This window comes from Pseudomonas sp. SAS7 (genome assembly GCF_052112345.1).
Classification (GTDB): Bacteria; Pseudomonadota; Gammaproteobacteria; order Pseudomonadales; family Pseudomonadaceae; genus Aquipseudomonas; species Aquipseudomonas putida_Q.
In genome coordinates this window covers 1-16,815 of record NZ_JBEGGO010000015.1, presented here as the reverse complement: position 1 = coordinate 16,815, position 16,815 = coordinate 1, and the positions used below count along the sequence as shown (strand labels likewise).

17 protein-coding genes and 1 pseudogene are annotated in these 16,815 nt (G+C 62.7%); 11 read left to right on the top strand and 7 right to left on the bottom strand.

Annotated elements, in window-relative coordinates; all coding sequences use genetic code 11:
• Positions 1 to 456: 456 nt before the first annotated feature.
• From hemA to ABI582_RS21770, 6 genes are all read left to right on the top strand, one after another.
• A complete protein-coding gene (gene hemA, locus ABI582_RS21795; RefSeq protein WP_258655190.1) occupies positions 457 to 1,734 on the top strand; it encodes a glutamyl-tRNA reductase in 1,278 nt (425 codons plus the stop codon).
• Positions 1,731 to 2,813: a peptide chain release factor 1 gene (gene prfA, locus ABI582_RS21790; protein ID WP_016501505.1), complete on the top strand. Its 1,083-nt coding sequence runs from the start codon at positions 1,731 to 1,733 to the stop codon at positions 2,811 to 2,813. Before hemA ends, prfA begins: the two co-directional genes overlap by 4 nt.
• Positions 2,813 to 3,643: a peptide chain release factor N(5)-glutamine methyltransferase gene (prmC, locus tag ABI582_RS21785; RefSeq protein WP_442120233.1), complete on the top strand. Its 831-nt coding sequence runs from the start codon at positions 2,813 to 2,815 to the stop codon at positions 3,641 to 3,643. Before prfA ends, prmC begins: the two co-directional genes overlap by 1 nt.
• Positions 3,637 to 4,392 carry a molybdopterin-synthase adenylyltransferase MoeB gene (locus ABI582_RS21780; protein ID WP_049277203.1) on the top strand — a complete coding sequence of 252 codons (756 nt, stop codon included), beginning with the start codon at positions 3,637 to 3,639 and terminating at the stop codon, positions 4,390 to 4,392. Before prmC ends, ABI582_RS21780 begins: the two co-directional genes overlap by 7 nt.
• On the top strand, positions 4,385 to 5,182 hold the full coding sequence (gene murI / locus ABI582_RS21775; protein ID WP_442120232.1) for a glutamate racemase: 798 nt from the start codon (positions 4,385 to 4,387) through the stop codon (positions 5,180 to 5,182). Before ABI582_RS21780 ends, murI begins: the two co-directional genes overlap by 8 nt.
• 104 nt (positions 5,183 to 5,286) lie before the next feature.
• Positions 5,287 to 5,805, top strand: a complete 519-nt coding sequence (locus ABI582_RS21770; protein WP_063423725.1) for an acyloxyacyl hydrolase — start codon at positions 5,287 to 5,289, stop codon at positions 5,803 to 5,805.
• Positions 5,806 to 5,943: 138 nt separating this feature from the next.
• Here the strand turns inward: ABI582_RS21770 and ABI582_RS21765 are convergent, their stop codons facing one another.
• The 5 genes and pseudogenes from ABI582_RS21765 to ABI582_RS21745 all read right to left on the bottom strand — a co-directional run bounded on the left by ABI582_RS21765 (position 5,944) and on the right by ABI582_RS21745 (position 11,017).
• Entirely contained in the window at positions 5,944 to 6,642 is a 699-nt protein-coding gene (locus ABI582_RS21765) for an SDR family oxidoreductase (protein ID WP_442120231.1), read from the bottom strand.
• Between the two features lie 11 nt (positions 6,643 to 6,653).
• Positions 6,654 to 8,081, bottom strand: a complete 1,428-nt coding sequence (gene phrB / locus ABI582_RS21760; RefSeq protein ID WP_442120230.1) for a deoxyribodipyrimidine photo-lyase — start codon at positions 8,079 to 8,081, stop codon at positions 6,654 to 6,656.
• Positions 8,072 to 8,972: pseudogene (locus ABI582_RS21755) on the bottom strand (MerR family transcriptional regulator). Before ABI582_RS21755 ends, phrB begins: the two are co-directional and overlap by 10 nt.
• Positions 8,962 to 9,930: a YbgA family protein gene (locus ABI582_RS21750; RefSeq protein WP_338746070.1), complete on the bottom strand. Its 969-nt coding sequence runs from the start codon at positions 9,928 to 9,930 to the stop codon at positions 8,962 to 8,964. Before ABI582_RS21750 ends, ABI582_RS21755 begins: the two are co-directional and overlap by 11 nt.
• 100 nt (positions 9,931 to 10,030) lie before the next feature.
• A complete protein-coding gene (locus tag ABI582_RS21745; RefSeq protein WP_338746071.1) occupies positions 10,031 to 11,017 on the bottom strand; it encodes an NAD(P)/FAD-dependent oxidoreductase in 987 nt (328 codons plus the stop codon).
• 187 nt (positions 11,018 to 11,204) lie between these two features.
• Between ABI582_RS21745 and ABI582_RS21740 the strand changes: the two genes are divergently transcribed.
• Positions 11,205 to 12,110: a TIGR01777 family oxidoreductase gene (locus ABI582_RS21740; protein ID WP_368977930.1), complete on the top strand. Its 906-nt coding sequence runs from the start codon at positions 11,205 to 11,207 to the stop codon at positions 12,108 to 12,110.
• A gap of 13 nt (positions 12,111 to 12,123) precedes the next feature.
• The gene (gene hemH / locus ABI582_RS21735) at positions 12,124 to 13,140 is read left to right on the top strand and encodes a ferrochelatase (RefSeq protein WP_442120229.1); all 1,017 of its coding nucleotides are present in this window, start codon (positions 12,124 to 12,126) and stop codon (positions 13,138 to 13,140) included.
• A 132-nt stretch (positions 13,141 to 13,272) separates the two neighbouring features.
• Here hemH and ABI582_RS21730 read toward each other — a convergent pair whose 3' ends face one another.
• A complete protein-coding gene (locus ABI582_RS21730) occupies positions 13,273 to 14,547 on the bottom strand; it encodes a uracil-xanthine permease family protein (protein ID WP_258655209.1) in 1,275 nt (424 codons plus the stop codon).
• A 2-nt stretch (positions 14,548 to 14,549) separates the two neighbouring features.
• Entirely contained in the window at positions 14,550 to 15,188 is a 639-nt protein-coding gene (upp, locus tag ABI582_RS21725) for a uracil phosphoribosyltransferase (protein ID WP_016501492.1), read from the bottom strand.
• A 161-nt stretch (positions 15,189 to 15,349) separates the two neighbouring features.
• Here upp and ABI582_RS21720 point away from each other — a divergent pair, with 161 nt between their 5' ends.
• From ABI582_RS21720 to ABI582_RS21710, 3 genes are all read left to right on the top strand, one after another.
• Complete coding sequence (locus ABI582_RS21720; RefSeq protein WP_016501490.1) at positions 15,350 to 15,907, top strand: hypoxanthine-guanine phosphoribosyltransferase; 558 nt, start codon at positions 15,350 to 15,352, stop codon at positions 15,905 to 15,907.
• A gap of 50 nt (positions 15,908 to 15,957) precedes the next feature.
• Positions 15,958 to 16,428, top strand: coding sequence for a hypothetical protein (locus ABI582_RS21715; RefSeq protein WP_063423733.1), 471 nt, complete (start codon positions 15,958 to 15,960; stop codon positions 16,426 to 16,428).
• A 68-nt stretch (positions 16,429 to 16,496) separates the two neighbouring features.
• Entirely contained in the window at positions 16,497 to 16,787 is a 291-nt protein-coding gene (locus ABI582_RS21710; RefSeq protein WP_019470524.1) for a PA4642 family protein, read from the top strand.
• The last annotated feature ends 28 nt before the right edge of the window (positions 16,788 to 16,815 follow it).

Genomic DNA, 16,815 nt, shown 5'->3' with positions numbered 1-16,815 from the left:
CGGCGAGTCACTTTTTGTCAAGCGCGACTGTAGAGACCGGACACATGGTGGACACGTGTACGGTCTCTACACGCGACAAAAAGTAACCAAAAAACGCTGCGCTCCGATCATCCGGCCCCTGCGCTGCGCTCCGGGGTTCCCTCACTCCGGCCTCGCTCCCGGGAGGACCGCGCTGCAGGCCCCATCCTGGGGCCCAGCGCTTGACGGGCATCCATGCCCGTCACCTCCCTTCGCAAGGCCTGCGTTCGGCCTCCTGAAGTCGCGAAGATCAAAGGCCAGATCAAAAGCCAGATCAAACGCCAGATCAAAAGCGGGAGTGAAAGCTGAAATCGACGCTCATGCTGGCCCGCGAGCGGCGATAGCCGCAGCGCTATCAGCGCAATAGCGAACGGTGGTTGTTCTAAAACCTGCGAAAGAGGACAATTATCGGCTTCCCGTCACAACCAGCGACCTTGCATGGCCTTTCTTGCACTTGGTATCAACCATAAGACTGCCTCGGTAGACGTACGCGAGCGCGTGGCGTTTACCCCAGAGCAGCTGGTAGACGCCCTGCAGCAGCTCTGCCGACTGACGTCCAGCCGCGAAGCGGCGATCCTGTCGACCTGCAACCGTAGCGAGCTCTATATAGAGCAGGACCACCTGTCCGCCGACGCCGTGCTGCAATGGCTGGCAGACTACCACCGCCTCAGCCTGGACGAGCTGCGCGCCAGTGCCTACGTGCATGAAGAGCACGACGCCGTGAAGCACATGATGCGCGTGGCTTCGGGCCTGGACTCGCTGGTGCTCGGCGAGCCGCAGATCCTCGGCCAGATGAAGTCCGCCTACGCCGTGGCGCGCGAAGCCGGCACCGTCGGCCCGCTGCTCGGGCGCCTGTTCCAGGCCACCTTCAGCGCTGCCAAGCAGGTGCGTACCGACACCGCCATCGGTGAAAACCCGGTATCGGTGGCGTTTGCCGCGGTCAGCCTGGCCAAACAGATCTTCAGCGACCTGGGCCGAAGCCAGGCCTTGTTGATCGGCGCCGGCGAAACCATCACCCTGGTCGCCCGCCACCTGCATGAGCAAGGCGTGCGGCGTATCGTCGTGGCCAACCGTACCCTGGAGCGGGCCAGTACCCTGGCCGAGCAGTTTGGTGCACACGCGGTACTGCTGGCCGACATCCCCCAGGAACTGGCCAACAGCGACATCGTCATCAGCTCCACCGCCAGCCAACTGCCAATCCTGGGCAAGGGCGCGGTCGAGAGTGCGCTGAAACAGCGCCGGCACAAGCCGATCTTCATGGTCGACATCGCCGTACCGCGCGACATCGAACCGGAAGTCGGCGAGCTGGACGACGTCTACCTGTACACTGTCGACGACTTGCACGACGTGGTGGCGGAAAACCTCAAGAGCCGCCAGGGCGCCGCCCAGGCTGCCGAAGAGCTGGTATCGGTGGGCGCCGAAGATTTCATGGTGCGCTTGCGCGAACTGGCGGCGGTGGACGTGCTCAAGGCCTACCGCCAGCAGAGCGAGCGCCTGCGCGACGACGAACTGCAAAAGGCCCTGCGCCTGCTGGCCAACGGCGGCAACCCCGAGGACGTGATGGCACAGCTGGCCCGGGGGCTGACCAACAAACTCCTGCATGCACCCAGCGTGCAGTTGAAAAAGCTCTCGGCCGAGGGCCGCCTTGATGCGCTGGCCATGGCCCAGGAACTCTTTGCCCTCAACGAGGGCTCCACGGACAAATCCCCGCAATGAAAGCGTCGCTGCTGAACAAACTGGATATCCTCCAGGACCGCTTCGAAGAGCTCACCGCACTGCTTGGTGATGCCGAGGTCATTTCCGACCAGACGCGCTTTCGCGCGTATTCCCGTGAATACGCCGAGGTCGAGCCGGTCTACGCTGCTTATAAAGAGTGGTGCAAAGTCCAGGGCGACCTTGAAGGTGCCCAGGCGCTGCTCAAGGACAGCGACCCGGACCTGCGCGAAATGGCCGTGGAAGAAGTGCGTGAAGCCAAGGAGCAGCTGCTGACGCTGGAGGCGAAGCTGCAACGCATGCTGCTGCCCAAAGACCCCAACGACGGCCGCAACGTGTTCCTCGAAATCCGCGCTGGCACTGGTGGCGACGAGGCGGCGATCTTCTCCGGCGACCTGTTCCGCATGTATTCGCGCTACGCCGAAAAACGCGGCTGGCGCCTGGAGATCCTGTCCGAGAACGAAGGCGAGCACGGCGGCTACAAGGAAATCATCGCCCGGGTCGAGGGTGAGAACGTCTACGGCAAGCTCAAGTTCGAGTCTGGCGCGCACCGCGTCCAGCGCGTGCCCGAAACCGAATCCCAGGGCCGCGTGCACACTTCCGCGTGCACGGTGGCGGTGCTGCCCGAACCGGACGAACAAGCCGCCATCGAAATCAACCCGGCAGACCTGCGCGTGGACACCTACCGCGCATCTGGCGCCGGTGGCCAGCACGTGAACAAGACCGACTCGGCAATCCGTATCACCCACTTGCCCACCGGTATCGTGGTCGAATGCCAGGAAGAGCGGTCGCAGCACAAGAACCGCGCCCGTGCCATGTCCTGGCTGTCGGCCAAGCTCAACGACATGCAGACCAGCGCAGCACAGAACGCCATCGCCAGCGAGCGCAAGCTGCTGGTGGGCTCCGGTGACCGTTCCGAGCGCATCCGCACCTACAATTATCCACAGGGCCGGGTGACCGATCACCGTATCAACCTGACCTTGTACTCGCTGGACGACATCCTCAGCGGTGGCGTGGACGCAGTGATCGAACCGCTGCTGGCCGAATACCAGGCCGATCAACTGGCTGCCCTGGGGGACTGATGACCATCATCGCCAGCTTGCTGCGCAACGCGCAGCTGCCCGAATCGCCCACCGAGCGGCTGGATGCCGAATTGCTGCTGGCTGCTGCCATCGGCAAATCGCGCAGCTACCTGCACACCTGGCCCGAGCGAATTGTCAGCAGCGAGGATGCCCAGACCTACGCCGATTACCTGCAGCGCCGCCGTGGCGGCGAGCCGGTCGCCTACATCCTCGGGCAGCAGGGCTTCTGGAAGATCGACCTGGAAGTGGCGCCGCATACCCTGATCCCGCGGCCGGATACCGAACTGTTGGTCGAGACGGCCCTCGAGCTGCAACCCGCCTCGCCAGCCAAGGTCCTCGACCTGGGCACCGGTACCGGTGCAATTGCCCTGGCCCTGGCCAGCGATCGCCCGGCCTGGCAGGTAACTGCGGTTGACCGGGTGGAGGAGGCCGCTGCCCTGGCCGAGCGCAACCGCCAGCGCCTGGGCCTGGGCAACGCCCAGGTGCGGGTAAGCCACTGGTTCGACAGCCTGGCCGGCGAGCGTTTCGACCTGATTGTCAGCAACCCGCCCTACATCGCCGCCGCCGACCCGCACCTGGTGGCCGGTGACGTGCGCTTCGAGCCCAGCAGTGCGCTGGTGGCCGGCGCCGATGGCCTGGACGACCTGCGCGTGATCGCGGCCCAGGCCCCAGCGCACCTGCTGCCGGGTGGCTGGTTGCTGCTGGAGCATGGTTACGACCAGGCAGCTTCAGTACGCGCCTTGCTGGCTGAGCAAGGTTTTATCGAGGTTGCCAGCCGCACGGACCTGGGTGGCCATGAACGCATTACCCTGGGGCGCCTGCCATGCTGAGTGATGAGGAACTGTTGCGTTACAGCCGGCAGGTATTGCTGGCCCAGATCGACATCGACGGCCAGTTGCGGCTCAAGCAGAGCAAGGCCCTGATCGTAGGGCTCGGCGGCCTGGGCTCGCCGGTTGCGCTGTACCTGGCTGCCGCCGGGGTCGGTGAGCTGCATTTGGCCGACTTCGACACCGTCGACCTGACCAACCTGCAACGCCAGGTGATTCACGACAGTGCCAGCGTCGGCATGAGCAAGGTCGATTCGGCCTTGCAGCGTTTGCAGGCGATCAACCCGGAGATCGGCCTGGTCGCCCATCGCCAGGCCCTGGATGAAGACTCGCTGGCCGCTGCTGTGGCGGCGGTCGACCTGGTGCTGGATTGCTCCGACAATTTCGCTACCCGTGAAGCGGTCAACGCTGCCTGTGTGGCTGCTTGCAAACCGCTGGTAAGCGGCGCGGCGATCCGCCTGGAAGGGCAGCTGTCGGTGTTCGACCCTCGGCGCGACTACAGCCCCTGCTACCACTGTTTGTATGGGCATGGCAGTGAAGATGAGCTGACCTGCAGCGAAGCGGGCGTTATCGGGCCGCTGGTGGGCCTGGTGGGCAGCCTGCAGGCGCTGGAGGCGATGAAGCTGCTGGCCGGGTTCGGCGAGCCCCTGGTTGGCCGCCTGCTGCTGATCGATGCCCTCGGCACCCGCATTCGCGAGTTGCGGGTCAAGCGTGACCCGGCCTGTACTGTTTGCGGCAAGCGCGATGGCTGAGCGCTCGGCGCCGGTCGGCGTGATGGACTCGGGGGTCGGCGGTTTGTCGGTGCTCGCCGAGATCCAGCGCCTGCTGCCCAACGAGACGCTGCTGTACGTGGCTGACTGCGGCCATGTGCCTTATGGCGAGAAGTCGCCAGACTACATCCGTGAACGCTGCCGGCGTATTGCCGCGTTCTTCCATGCACAAGGCGCCAAGGCCATGGTCCTGGCGTGCAACACCGCCACGGTGGCGGCGGTCGCTGACTTGCGCGAGCTGTACCCAACCTGGCCGCTGGTGGGTATGGAACCGGCCGTAAAGCCTGCGGCGGCCGCTACCCGGTCGGGTGTAGTCGGTGTACTGGCAACCACAGGTACTTTGCAGAGCGCCAAGTTCGCAGCCTTGCTCGACCGCTTCGCCAACGACGTACAGGTCATCACCCAGCCTTGCCCGGGGCTGGTCGAGCTGATCGAAACCGGCGACCTGACCAGCCTGGCGCTGCGCCAGATGCTGCTTGGCTATGTGCAGCCGTTGCTGGCCGCCGGCTGCGACACGCTGATCCTCGGTTGCACCCATTACCCCTTCCTGCGTCCGTTACTGGCCGACCTGGTGCCAGCGGACGTGGCTATCATCGACACCGGCGCCGCTGTGGCGCGCCAACTGCAGCGGCTGCTGAGTGCCAATGATCTGTTGGCCGAAGGCCCGGCGGGCGATGCCCGCTTCTGGACCAGTGCTGATCCAGAAAATCTCAGAAAAATCCTACCTGTGCTGTGGCATAAGTCCGACGATGTGCAAAGCTTTGCGTTGTGAAAAAAACGTGAAAGACAGCTGAACTATCGTTCCACTTCCGCTTTCTACCGCTTGCCTGCTTGAGGCGGACACTAATAACAGCATCAGGAAGAAGGATGTTTCTTATGAGGAAACTGCTTGGCTTGGCGGCGGCTGCTGCCTTTACCTTGGGGCAAGCGATGTCGGCACAGGCTGCCGACGTTTCGTTTTCGGTAGGGCAAACCGGTGACTCGACCATGGTCTACCGATTAGGGCTGCAATCGAACTGGGATGCGAGCTGGTGGCAGACCAGCGTTGGTCGGCTGACCGGCTACTGGGATGGGGCCTACACCTATTGGGATGGTGACGAGACGGCGAGCAACCATAGCCTGTCGTTTGCGCCAGTCTTCGTCTATGAATTTGCCGGGGAGTCGGTGAAGCCCTACATCGAGGCGGGGATCGGTGTGGCGGCGTTTTCCAGCACCGAGCTGGAAAGTAACGAGCTAGGCTCGGCATTCCAGTTCGAGGACCGGATCGGCTTCGGTTTGCGCTTTGCCGGCGGGCATGAGATCGGAGTGCGGGCGATCCACTACTCCAACGCGGGTATCAAACAGCCCAACGATGGTGTGGAGAGCTACAGCCTCCATTACCGCATGGCACTCTGAGTTCACCTGCGCCTGGGTCTTCGCGGCGGTTCGACGCTTCGATGAACCCGCTCCTACAGGGATACCGCAGCATTAAAGATCTGGGTATTCCTGTGGGAGCGGGCGCGCCCGCGAAGAAGCTAACCCTGTTTTCAGGTATTAGCGCGTCAACGGCCACAGGCTACTGACGTCCAGGGTTTCCAGGATCAGTTCCGGTTCCCCCTGCGGCCACCGACGCAGCAACTCTTGTGCAACACTCTGTGGCGTCCATTGCTCCGGTATCGCCTGCACCGATGTCACCGTCACCTTCAGCGACTGTGGCGCCACTACAGTCAGCCCGATTCCCAGCTCCTTCAGAGGCTTGCGTTGCTCACGCATCCATTGCGGCAGGTTGTTCCAGCCCGCAATGACCTGTGTCGGTGCATACAGTTGCAACGCTGAATAACGGTTGAACAATGCCATCACCTGCGGCGAATCGCCCTTGGCCAGCAAAGGCAGCGCTTTGGTCAGGCACAGCTCACCTGCCAGCTGGTTGGTAGAGGCTATCGCCTCGAACAGCTCGCTATCTGCTACATCGTCCGGCAGGTAATCACTGGTACCGGCATTGATGATTAAGCCATCCAGCGAGCCCCAGGCATGGCATATCTGCTGGCAGGCATCGGCTGCATCGGGTTCGGCATGCAGCCGCCACGGCAGGCGCAAAAAACGCCGACCATGTTGCGCTGCCAACCTATTCAATTCATCGCTTTCCTTAGCACTGGCGGCAACGCGATGGCCCTGTTCGAGCAAGCGTTCCACCAAAGCCAGACCTAGTCCATTGCTGGCGCCCGTAACCCAAAAACTTCGTGAGTCAGTCAAGACGTTGTCCTCTAATCCTGCCGACGTGGAAGGGCCTTGAAGGCTTCCAGTGCACGCTGGCGACTGCTGCTGAGATCGACCATAGGACTTTGATACAAATTATTAGCAAATAGATCCGTGGATTTCATCGGTTCATGGATAGTTTTCTCGCTTATGTCACGTAGCTCCGGCAGCCAGTGCCGAATGAAATGCCCTTGAGGGTCGAAACGTTGAGACTGTGAAATCGGGTTGAAGATGCGGAAATAGGGCACTGCGTCGGTACCGGTGGACGCGCTCCACTGCCAGCCGCCATTGTTGGCAGCCAGGTCACCGTCTATCAGGTGGCGCATGAAGTGCCGCTCGCCCTTGCGCCAGTCAATCAACAGGTTCTTGCTGAGGAACATGGCCACGACCATGCGCAGCCGGTTATGCATCCATCCGGTGTGCAGCAACTGGCGCATGGCGGCGTCGATAATCGGGAAACCCGTGCGCCCCTGTTCCCAGGCTTCGAGGTCGGCCGGTGCATCGCGCCAGGGCAGGGCTTCGGTCTGGGCGCGGAAGGCGCGGTGGCGCGAGACCTGTGGATAACCGCTGAGGATGTGCTTGTAGAATTCGCGCCAGAGCAGCTCGTTGATCCAGGTCTGCACGCCGGTACTGCCACTGTCGAACTCACCCCGGTTGCTGGCCAGTGCCCCGTGCAGGCACTGCCGTGGCGAGATCACGCCGGCGGCCAGGTAGGTCGAAAGCTGGCTGGTACCCGGTTTGGCGGGGAGGTCACGCAGTTGCTGGTAGTCATCGATGGTTTCGTCGAGAAAGCGGGACAGCCGCGCCTGCGCCTCGGCTTCACCCGCCGGCCAATGGTCACGCAAGGCGCGCGCGGGTGTTTCAAAACCGTCCACGTGTTGCGGTATTGGGTCGGCAGGGATGTGCAGCGGTGCCTGACGCTTCACCCGATGAGCCAGGGCAGGCAGGCTGCGGTGCAGGTGCTCCAGGCAGGTTTTCTTGAACTGGCTGAAAACCTGGAAGTAGTCGCCACTGCGGGTCAGGATGGTGCCCGGGCGGAAGAACAGCTGGTCGAGGTGGCTGTGGGCCTGAATGCCCGACTTTTCCAGCAGGGCACGGGTGGCATCGTCACGGCGCTGCTCGTTGATGCCGTACTCGTCGTTCCAGTGCACGCTTTGCACCTGATGCTGGCGGCATACCTCAAGCACGGCTTGTGGTGCCTGGTCCCAAGTGTCGATCTTGCGGATCAGCAGCGGGATGTTCAGGCCTTCCAGCGACTGGCGCAGGTCGCGCAGGTTGCGCAGCCAGAAATCGACTTTACAGGCGGCGTCATCATGGGCTTGCCATTGCCCGGGGCTGACCAGCCACAGGGCAATGGTCGGCCCGCGCTCGGTGGCGGCGCTGAGTGCGGTGTTGTCATCGATGCGCAGGTCGCTGCGCAGCCAGGTCAGGTGCATGGGGCATTCATCTCTACAGGCTGGCGGTCATGGGGCTTGAAGCAAGCGCAATGCCACCTGCGGGGTGTCGAACAGGGCGAGGTTGGGCAGCTCGAGGGCACGCAGCTGCGCTTCATGCAGCAACAGCGTCGGGCCGCCGGCCAGGATTGGCATGGGCAGGTTGTGCAGGGTGCGTTGCAGTGCCTTGCCATCGATGCGCGGCCCCAGGTGCAGGAGCACGGCGCGGGGGTTGAGTGTGCTGACCGCGCGTTGCAGGTGCGGGCCAGCAACGGGGTTTTCCAGTACCTCGACTGGGAACCCGTTACTGGTGAACAGCCAGGCGCATAGCCATAAACCGGCGCTGAAGGCACGTTCACTGTCTTCCACCAGCAACACCGCAGGGCCCTGCAATAACTGGTTGTCATGGTAGACGCGGGCACCTAGCTTGCTGCGTAGCCAGCTGTGGAAAAACACCTGCTCCAGCTGCGCATTGAAGTAATTGCGCCAGCGCAGGTCGAGGAGGTCGAGCAGCGGCAGCAGCAGTTGTTCGCACAGGGTAACGGCCGGGTACAGGGCCATGGCCTGGTTGAGCTGCTGGTCAAGGGCGCGCTGTGACAGGTTGGCGATGGCCTCGATCAGCTGGAATTGCCGGGCTTGCCAGTCACCTTTGGGGGGCGTGCTGGAGGGTTTGTCGAGCAGCTCGCGTACTTGGCCGACCGATGCCCCGCGCTGCAACCAGCCAAGGACTGCCTCGACCCGATCAACCTGGTCCAGCGGATACAGGCGATGCCCCTTGGCGGTGCGCTGCGGCTTGAGCAGGCCATACCGGCGCTCCCAGGCGCGCAGGGTGACCGGGTTTACGCCCGTGCGTCGGGCAAGTTCACCGATGGGTAGCAAGGTTTCAGACTGCATTGCGCAGGCCCAGGCTTTCCGGATGCGGCTGCAGGTAGGCCTGTTGCAGCAGGTACGGGTCGGGGTGCTTGCGCAAATGGTGCTTGAGCAGGGTCAGCGGTACCACCAGCGGCACCACGCCTTGCTGGTACTGGCTGATGATTGTCTGCAACTCGGCTTTGTCCTGTTGCGTCAGGCTGTCCTTGAAATACCCGCTGAGGTGCTGCAGCACATTGCAGTGGGTGCCGCGGCTGGCACAGCGGCGCAGGGCCTGCATCAGCTGACTGAAGTAGCGTGGGCCGATGCTGTGTGGGTCGTCATCCTTGCTCATGCTGCCGAGCAGGCGGCCCAAGGTGCGGTATGCCTGGGGGTTATTGGCCATCACCAGGTATTTGTAGCGCGAATGAAAGCGCACCAGGCCCCCGCGGCTAAGCCCCTCGGCCAGCAGGCGCTGCCAGTCTGCGTAGGCGTACACGCGGCTGATGAAGTTCTCGCGCAGCACGGGGTCATGCAGACGACCTTCTTCTTCTACTGGCAGGTCCGGGCGCTGTGCGCAGAAGGCCTGGGCATACACGCCGCGTCCCCCCTGGATGGCCGGGTGGCCGTTGTCCTGATACACCTTGACCCGCTCCAGGCCGCAGGAGGGCGATTTCTGCATGAAGATATAGCCGCAGATACCGTCGAGTTCGGCGGCCATCTGCTCGCCATAGTTGCGTAGCGGGCCGGTCAGGTCCATACCAGGGTTGCGGGTGCCGACCACTCCCGGTCGTTCCGGATTGCCCACCAGGCGGATCGGGTCGCGCGGTATGCCCAGGCCGATGGCGACTTCCGGGCACACCGGTAGCCAATCGAAATGGGCATCAAGCTGCGTACGGCACAGGTCCGAGGCCTTATGGCCGCCGTTGTAACGCACGCTGTGCCCGGTCAGGCAGGCGCTGATGGCGATACGCGGCTTGCTGTGGGCTGAAGGATCGTGCATGGCTGCCTCCGGTAAACTTGTACGAATATAAAATCTTGTACAAGTTTATTCCAGCACAGCCGGGAAGTTATGCAAACTAGAATTTGTGTATAACGCTACATCACTCCAAGTGTTCGAGCAGCCGTCGCGCCGCTTCCTGGCCGCTGAGCCAGGCGCCTTCTACCCGCCCGGACAGACACCAGTCGCCGCAGGCGTACAAGCCTTGGTCAGCATCGGCCAGTGCGCCCCACTCATGATTGCTGCTGGGGCGCGCATAGAGCCAGCGGTGGGCCAGGGCGAAAGTGGGCGCCGGCACCACGCAGCCGACCAGCTCGGCAAATTCGCCCCACAGCTGTTCGATCACTTGCTCCTTGGGCAGGTCGATGTGCTGCCGGCTCCAGTCAGAGGTGGCGTGCAGCACCCAGGTATCGAGTTGCTCATCGCGGCCGGGCTTGCTGCGGTTACGGGCCAGCCAGTCAAGCGGGTTGTCCTGCACGAAGCAGCCTTGCATCGGGGTGTCCAGAGGTGTCTGGAAGGCCAGGGCGACCGCCCAGACAGGCTCCATTTGCACGCCCGCAGCCACGGCCGCCAGTTTCGGGGTGGAGGCCAGCAGTGGCGTGGCCTGCGGTGCCGGAACGGCGATCACCACGCGGCTGTAAGGGCCATGGCTGCAGCCTTCGGTGTCTTGCAGGTGCCAGTACTGCTTGCCGCGGAACACCTCGGCGATGCGGCAGCCGAAGTTAACTGTCACATCCTTGAGCAGGCCACGGGTGATGGCGCTCATGCGTGGCACGCCCACCCAGCGGGTCTGTTCGTCAGGGGAGGGGGTGAGTTCGCCATCGCGGTAGTTGTACAGCTGTGGCTTCCACTGCTCGGCCCAGCCGGCGGCAACCCACTGTTGCACCTGCTCGACGAAGCGGCGGTCACGGGCAGTGAAATACTGGGCGCCGAGGTCCAGCGCGCCGGCCTCGCTGCGCTTGCTAGCCATGCGCCCACCACTGCCGTGGCCTTTGTCGAACAGATGCACGGATTGCCCCGCTTTTTGCAGCGCCTGGGCGGCTGACAAGCCGGCGATACCGGCCCCAATGATGGCAATAGGTACTGTCATGATGGCCTCTTCAAACCTTGCTGTTAGCAGACTACGCTGTCAGGCAAACCTGTACAATCCAGAAATTCTGTATAAGGTTATTCCGCTTTGGCGGTCAGGTTGGCCTATGTTTATCCGAGAGCGTCGGGTCAAAAAAGTGCCTTGATGTTAAAAATAGACCACCGCCGCACTCTGCGAGGACACAGCCATGCATATATTGCTGACAGGTGGCACCGGTTTGATTGGCAAGCATCTTTGCCAGTACTGGCTTGGCCAGGGGCATCGGCTTACGGTTTGGAGCCGGCGACCTGAACAGGTGGCGAAAATATGCGGCAGTGGCGTACGCGGTATCGCCCGCCTGGAGCAACTGGAGGCGGACGATCAACTTGATGCGGTGGTCAACCTGGCCGGTGCGCCGATTGCCGATCGGCCCTGGACGGCTGCTCGGCGCAACCTGTTGTGGGCCAGCCGGGTCACCCTGACCGAGCAATTGCTGGCCTGGCTGGGCACCCGTGAGCAACGCCCACACGTGCTGATCTCCGGCTCCGCGGTGGGCTGGTACGGTGACGGTGGCGAACGCGAACTGACCGAGGCTTCGCCACCGGTGCGCGAAGATTTCGCCAGCCAGTTGTGCATTGCCTGGGAAGAGACAGCCCAGCGCTCCCAGGCGCAAGGTATCCGCGTGGTGCTGGTGCGCACAGGGCTGGTGCTGGCCAGCGATGGCGGCTTTTTGTCGCGCCTGCGCGTGCCTTTCAAGCTGGGGCTGGGCGGGCCATTGGGCGATGGGCGGCAGTGGATGCCGTGGGTTCATATAGACGACCAGGTCGCCCTGATTGATTTTCTCTTGCAGCACAACGATGCCAGCGGTCCTTATAATGCCTGCGCCCCGGAGCCGGTGCGCAACCGCGAGTTCGCCAGGCGCCTGGGGCGGGCCCTGCATCGGCCGGCGCTGCTGCCAGTGCCGGCATTGTTGCTCAAGGCTGGCCTGGGCGAGATGTCGACCTTGCTGCTGGGCGGCCAGCGGGCACGCCCGGTACGCTTGCTGGCGGCTGGCTTTACCTTCCGCTTCAACGATCTGCAATCGGCCCTGGACAACCTGTCCAGCCGCCTCTGACATAGGACGCTGCATGACCGATCACGCCCTGCTGCTGGTCAACCTGGGTTCCCCGGCTTCCACCTCGGTGGCCGATGTGCGCCGCTACCTCAACCAGTTCCTCATGGACCCGTACGTGGTCGACCTGCCTTGGCCGGTGCGGCGCCTGCTGGTGTCGTTGATCCTGATCAAGCGCCCGGAGCAGTCGGCGCATGCCTATGGCTCGATCTGGTGGGAGGAGGGCTCGCCGCTGGTGGTGCTGACCCGTCGTCTGCAGGCCGCAATGGTCGAGCACTGGCCCCATGGCCCGGTGGAAATTGCCATGCGCTATGGCCAGCCAGCCTTGCCCGAAGTGCTGGAACGCCTGACAGCCCAAGGCGTGCGCAAGGTGACCTTGGCGCCGCTTTATCCACAGTTCGCCGACAGTACCGTGACCACTGTGGTCGAGCTGGCAAAACAGGTGATCAGCGAGCGCCAGCTGCCGCTGCAGATGCGCGTGCTGCAGCCGTTCTACGAGCACCCTGACTACATCGAGGCACTGGCTGCCAGCGCCCGGCCTTACCTTGAACAGGATTACGACCACCTGTTGCTTAGCTTTCATGGCTTGCCGGAGCGGCACTTGAAGAAGCTGTTTCCAAAGGGGAGCAAGCACGACCTGCGTATCGCCGATTGCTGCCACGGTGCATCCGCCGAGGTGCGTGCGGTGTGTTATCGCGGGCAATGCCTGGCTACGGCCAAAGCCTTTGCGCAGAAAATGGGCATACCGGATGGCAAATGGTCGGTATCGTTCCAGTCTCGGCTGGGGCGGGACAAGTGGATCGAGCCCTACACCGAGACGCGGCTGGATGAGCTGGCCAAGGCCGGCGTAAAGAAGCTGCTGGTGATGTGCCCGGCGTTCGTGGCCGATTGCATCGAGACGCTGGAAGAGATCGGCATGCGCGGTAGCGAACAGTTTGTCGAGGCTGGCGGGCGGGAACTGGTGCTGGTGCCGTGCCTGAATGATCACCCGGAGTGGGTGAGGGTGCTGGCGGATATGTGCGAAAAGGCCTGATTTTCAGGTCGTCTGTACCGGCCTCTTCGCGGGTAAACCCGCTCCCACAGGTATAGCGTTAACCTATGGGAAACGGAAAAACCTGTAGGAGCGGGTTTATCCGCGAAGAGGCCGGTGCAGGTTAAAGCCGGATCAAGGCAACTGATCATCCAGCTTCTTGTGCTTCCAGCCATCATTGCCCGGCAGGATCAGGTTCAGGGCAATCGCCACGATGGCGCACAGGGCGATGCCCTTCAGGCCCCAGTCATCCGGGCCGTCACCGCTGCCGATCAGCACGCCGCCGATACCAAACACCAAAGTTACCGACACGATCACCAGGTTGCGCGCTTCGGCCAGGTCGATCTTGTGGCGGATCATGGTGTTCATGCCCACTGCCGCGATCGAACCGAACAGCAAGCAAAGAATGCCGCCCATTACTGGCACCGGGATGCTTTGCAGCAGCGCGCCGAACTTGCCGATAAACGCCAGGGTGATGGCGAAGACCGCCGCCCAGGTCATGATCTTCGGGTTGTAGTTCTTGGTCAGCATCACCGCGCCAGTCACTTCGGCGTAGGTGGTGTTGGGCGGGCCGCCGAACAGGCCGGCTGCCGTGGTGGCCAGGCCGTCACCCAGCAAGGTGCGGTGCAGGCCAGGCTTTTTCAGGTAGTCACGGCCGGTCACGCTACCAACCGCGATCACCCCGCCGATGTGCTCGATCGCCGGTGCCAGGGCAACCGGGACGATGAACAGGATGGCCTGCCAGTTGAACGCCGGCGCGGTGAAATTGGGGATTTCCAGCCACGGTGCGGCGGCGATTTTGGCCGTGTCGACCACGCCAAAGGCGAACGACAGGGCAAAGCCGACCAGCACGCCGGAGATGATCGGTACCAGGCGGAAAATACCCTTGCCGAACACGGCGACGATCAAGGTGGTCAGCAGGGCTGGCATGGAGATCAGCATGGCGGTCTTGTACGGCATCAGTGCTGCGCCGTCCCCACCTTTGCCCATCGCCATGTTGGCAGCGATCGGCGCCATGGCCAGGCCGATGGAGATGATCACCGGGCCGATCACCACAGGTGGCAGCATGCGGTCGATGAAACCGGTGCCTTTGATTTTTACCATCAGGCCCATGAAGGTGTATACGAAACCTGCAGCCATCACGCCGCCCATGGTCTCGGCCAGGCCGAACTGGCCCTTGGCGAGGATGATCGGGGTGATGAAGGCAAAGCTGGAGGCCAGGAACACCGGTACCTGGCGGCCTGTAACCAGCTGGAACAGCAGCGTGCCGATGCCGGCGGTGAACAACGCGACGTTCGGGTCGAGGCCGGTGATCAGTGGCATCAGCACCAACGCGCCAAATGCCACGAAGAGCATCTGCGCGCCCGAAACGACCTGGCGCCAGAGCGGGTCGTTGAAGCCGTCCTGCATGGTCAGGCGTCCTTTTGCTTGGTGCCGAAGATCTTGTCACCGGCATCGCCCAGGCCCGGCACGATGTAGCCGTGTTCGTTCAGGCGCTGGTCGATCGAGGCGGTGTAGATCTTCACGTCCGGGTGGGCTTTTTCCACCACTTCGATGCCTTCTGGCGCGGCGACCAGCACCATGGCGCGGATCTCTTTGCAGCCGGCCTTCTTCAGCAGGTCGATGGTAGCGACCATCGAAGCGCCGGTGGCCAGCATCGGGTCGATGATCAGGGCCAGACGCTGGTTGATGTCCGGCGCGAGCTTTTCCAGGTAGGTATGGGCTTCGAGGGTTTCTTCGTTGCGGGCAACGCCGACGGCGCTGACCTTGGCACCCGGGATCAGGCTGAGCACGCCGTCAAGCATGCCGATGCCGGCGCGCAGGATGGGTACTACGGTAATCTTCTTGCCGGCGATTTTTTCAACTTGCACCTTGCCACACCAGCCGTCGATCTCGTAGGTTTCGAGTGGCAGGTCCTGGGTGGCTTCATAGGTCAGGAGCGCGCCGACTTCCTGGGCGAGTTCGCGAAAATTCTTGGTGCTGATATCGGCACGGCGCATCAGGCCGAGCTTGTGGCGGATCAGCGGGTGGCGGATCTCACGAGTGGGCATAGGGGGGCTCCGAAAGGCGGGCAAAAAAACCGCGCTAGATTAATCTATTCAGCCTGTGCTGTCGTCTGGTCATTCTGGACGTTAGTCCATAAATGCTTGATCTGGGACGAGCGGATGCGTACCTTTGCCCGCTTTTCCAAAATGCACCCCCGGAGAGCGCCATGTCCGCCGATCTCGAGCACATCCGTCAAGTCATGCGTGAAGCTGACTGCCTGTACACCGAAGCCGAAGTCGAAGCGGCCATCGCCAAAGTCGGCGAGCAGATCTGCAAGGACTTGCACGACAAGAACCCGGTGGTGTTCTGCGTGATGAACGGTGGCCTTATCTTCTCTGGCAAACTGCTGACCCACCTGCAGTTCCCGCTGGAAGCCTCGTACCTGCATGCCACTCGCTACCGCAACCAGACCAGCGGCGGTGAGCTGTTCTGGAAGGCCAAGCCGGAAGTGTCGTTCATCGACCGTGACGTGCTGATCGTCGACGACATCCTCGACGAAGGCCACACCCTCAGCGCCATCATCGAGTTCTGCAAGCATGCCGGTGCGCGCTCGGTGCACACCGCAGTCCTGATCGACAAGGACCACGACCGCAAGGCCAGCCCGGACCTCAAGGCCAACTACGTGGGCCTGCCGTGTGTCGATCGCTACATCTTCGGTTACGGCATGGACTACAAAGGCTACTGGCGCAATGCCAACGGCATTTTCGCCGTCAAGGGGCTTTAATCCAGCGCCGCCCTGCATGCTAGAGTGCTCCTTCATTCAAGGAGCCTCACATGCGTGCGATTCTTCCCCTCCTGCTGGCGGTCAGCCTGCCACTCGCCGCCGCACCGCTGCACAGCCAGTTCCTGCCGCCTGACGACCAGTCCCTGCGCCAGGAAGCGCCGACCGGCCAGCAACTGCTGCAGGTGACCGACTACTCGGTGGTGGTGGGGGCCCAGCGCCAATCCGACCAGCAGCCGATCCCGATCACCTCGTCGTTGCAGGTGCGCCTGAAGGGCAAGCCGTTGAGCAAGGGCGCGACCATTGCGCAGGTGTTGTTGACCTTCGACGGCGAAGCGGCCAAGAGCTTGAAGAAGCCCATGTATGACGAAAAAAGCCGCACTTTGAGCCTGAATTACCCGCTCAGTGACTACCGGGTAATCATGGACCTGCTGCGCAACGAGACCTTGTACGTGCAGTTTCTCACCTATGGCAACGGCCACATCTGGGCCGACCTGCACACCGGCACCGTACGTACGCGTTGAGGCACGCAGCCTGCGAGGGGTAAACTGCCGGCCTTCGAAATCCCGTGATGGCCCAGTTGGAGTCGGCAATGCGTAAAGACAAGAAACAGGTAATCGGCGACGAAATCAGCGATGACTACATCAAGTCGTTCCTCCAGTTCGAACCGGCCGATGGCGTGACCTCGCCGTCGCACCACAAGCTGGTCAAGGCGTACCGCGGGCTGCGTGTCGACGATTTCGAGCGCTTTGTCGGCTTCTTTGTCGAAGCTGGCCTGGACCTGGATGGCAAGGACGAGCACGGCAAGACCTTCGTCGAGCAAATTGCCGACCAGCGCAATGCACCTGAGTACATCGAGATCATCGACAAGGCCCGCGGCTGATCTTCAACCTGTGCTGGCCCTTTCGCGG

Excerpts from the sequence above, each read along its gene's own strand:
- ABI582_RS21770 (WP_063423725.1), top strand. The coding sequence starts at position 5,287 with ATGAGGAAACTGCTTGGCTTGGCGGCGGCTGCTGCCTTTACCTTGGGG.
- ABI582_RS21710 (WP_019470524.1), top strand. The coding sequence starts at position 16,497 with ATGCGTAAAGACAAGAAACAGGTAATCGGCGACGAAATCAGCGATGAC.
- prfA (WP_016501505.1), top strand. The coding sequence starts at position 1,731 with ATGAAAGCGTCGCTGCTGAACAAACTGGATATCCTCCAGGACCGCTTC.
- murI (WP_442120232.1), top strand. The coding sequence starts at position 4,385 with ATGGCTGAGCGCTCGGCGCCGGTCGGCGTGATGGACTCGGGGGTCGGC.
- hemH (WP_442120229.1), top strand. The coding sequence starts at position 12,124 with ATGACCGATCACGCCCTGCTGCTGGTCAACCTGGGTTCCCCGGCTTCC.
- ABI582_RS21740 (WP_368977930.1), top strand. The coding sequence starts at position 11,205 with ATGCATATATTGCTGACAGGTGGCACCGGTTTGATTGGCAAGCATCTT.
- ABI582_RS21715 (WP_063423733.1), top strand. The coding sequence starts at position 15,958 with ATGCGTGCGATTCTTCCCCTCCTGCTGGCGGTCAGCCTGCCACTCGCC.
- upp (WP_016501492.1), bottom strand. The coding sequence starts at position 15,188 with ATGCCCACTCGTGAGATCCGCCACCCGCTGATCCGCCACAAGCTCGGC.
- ABI582_RS21750 (WP_338746070.1), bottom strand. The coding sequence starts at position 9,930 with ATGCACGATCCTTCAGCCCACAGCAAGCCGCGTATCGCCATCAGCGCC.
- phrB (WP_442120230.1), bottom strand. The coding sequence starts at position 8,081 with ATGCACCTGACCTGGCTGCGCAGCGACCTGCGCATCGATGACAACACC.
- ABI582_RS21780 (WP_049277203.1), top strand. The coding sequence starts at position 3,637 with ATGCTGAGTGATGAGGAACTGTTGCGTTACAGCCGGCAGGTATTGCTG.
- ABI582_RS21720 (WP_016501490.1), top strand. The coding sequence starts at position 15,350 with ATGTCCGCCGATCTCGAGCACATCCGTCAAGTCATGCGTGAAGCTGAC.
- prmC (WP_442120233.1), top strand. The coding sequence starts at position 2,813 with ATGACCATCATCGCCAGCTTGCTGCGCAACGCGCAGCTGCCCGAATCG.
- ABI582_RS21730 (WP_258655209.1), bottom strand. The coding sequence starts at position 14,547 with ATGCAGGACGGCTTCAACGACCCGCTCTGGCGCCAGGTCGTTTCGGGC.
- ABI582_RS21745 (WP_338746071.1), bottom strand. The coding sequence starts at position 11,017 with ATGACAGTACCTATTGCCATCATTGGGGCCGGTATCGCCGGCTTGTCA.
- hemA (WP_258655190.1), top strand. The coding sequence starts at position 457 with ATGGCCTTTCTTGCACTTGGTATCAACCATAAGACTGCCTCGGTAGAC.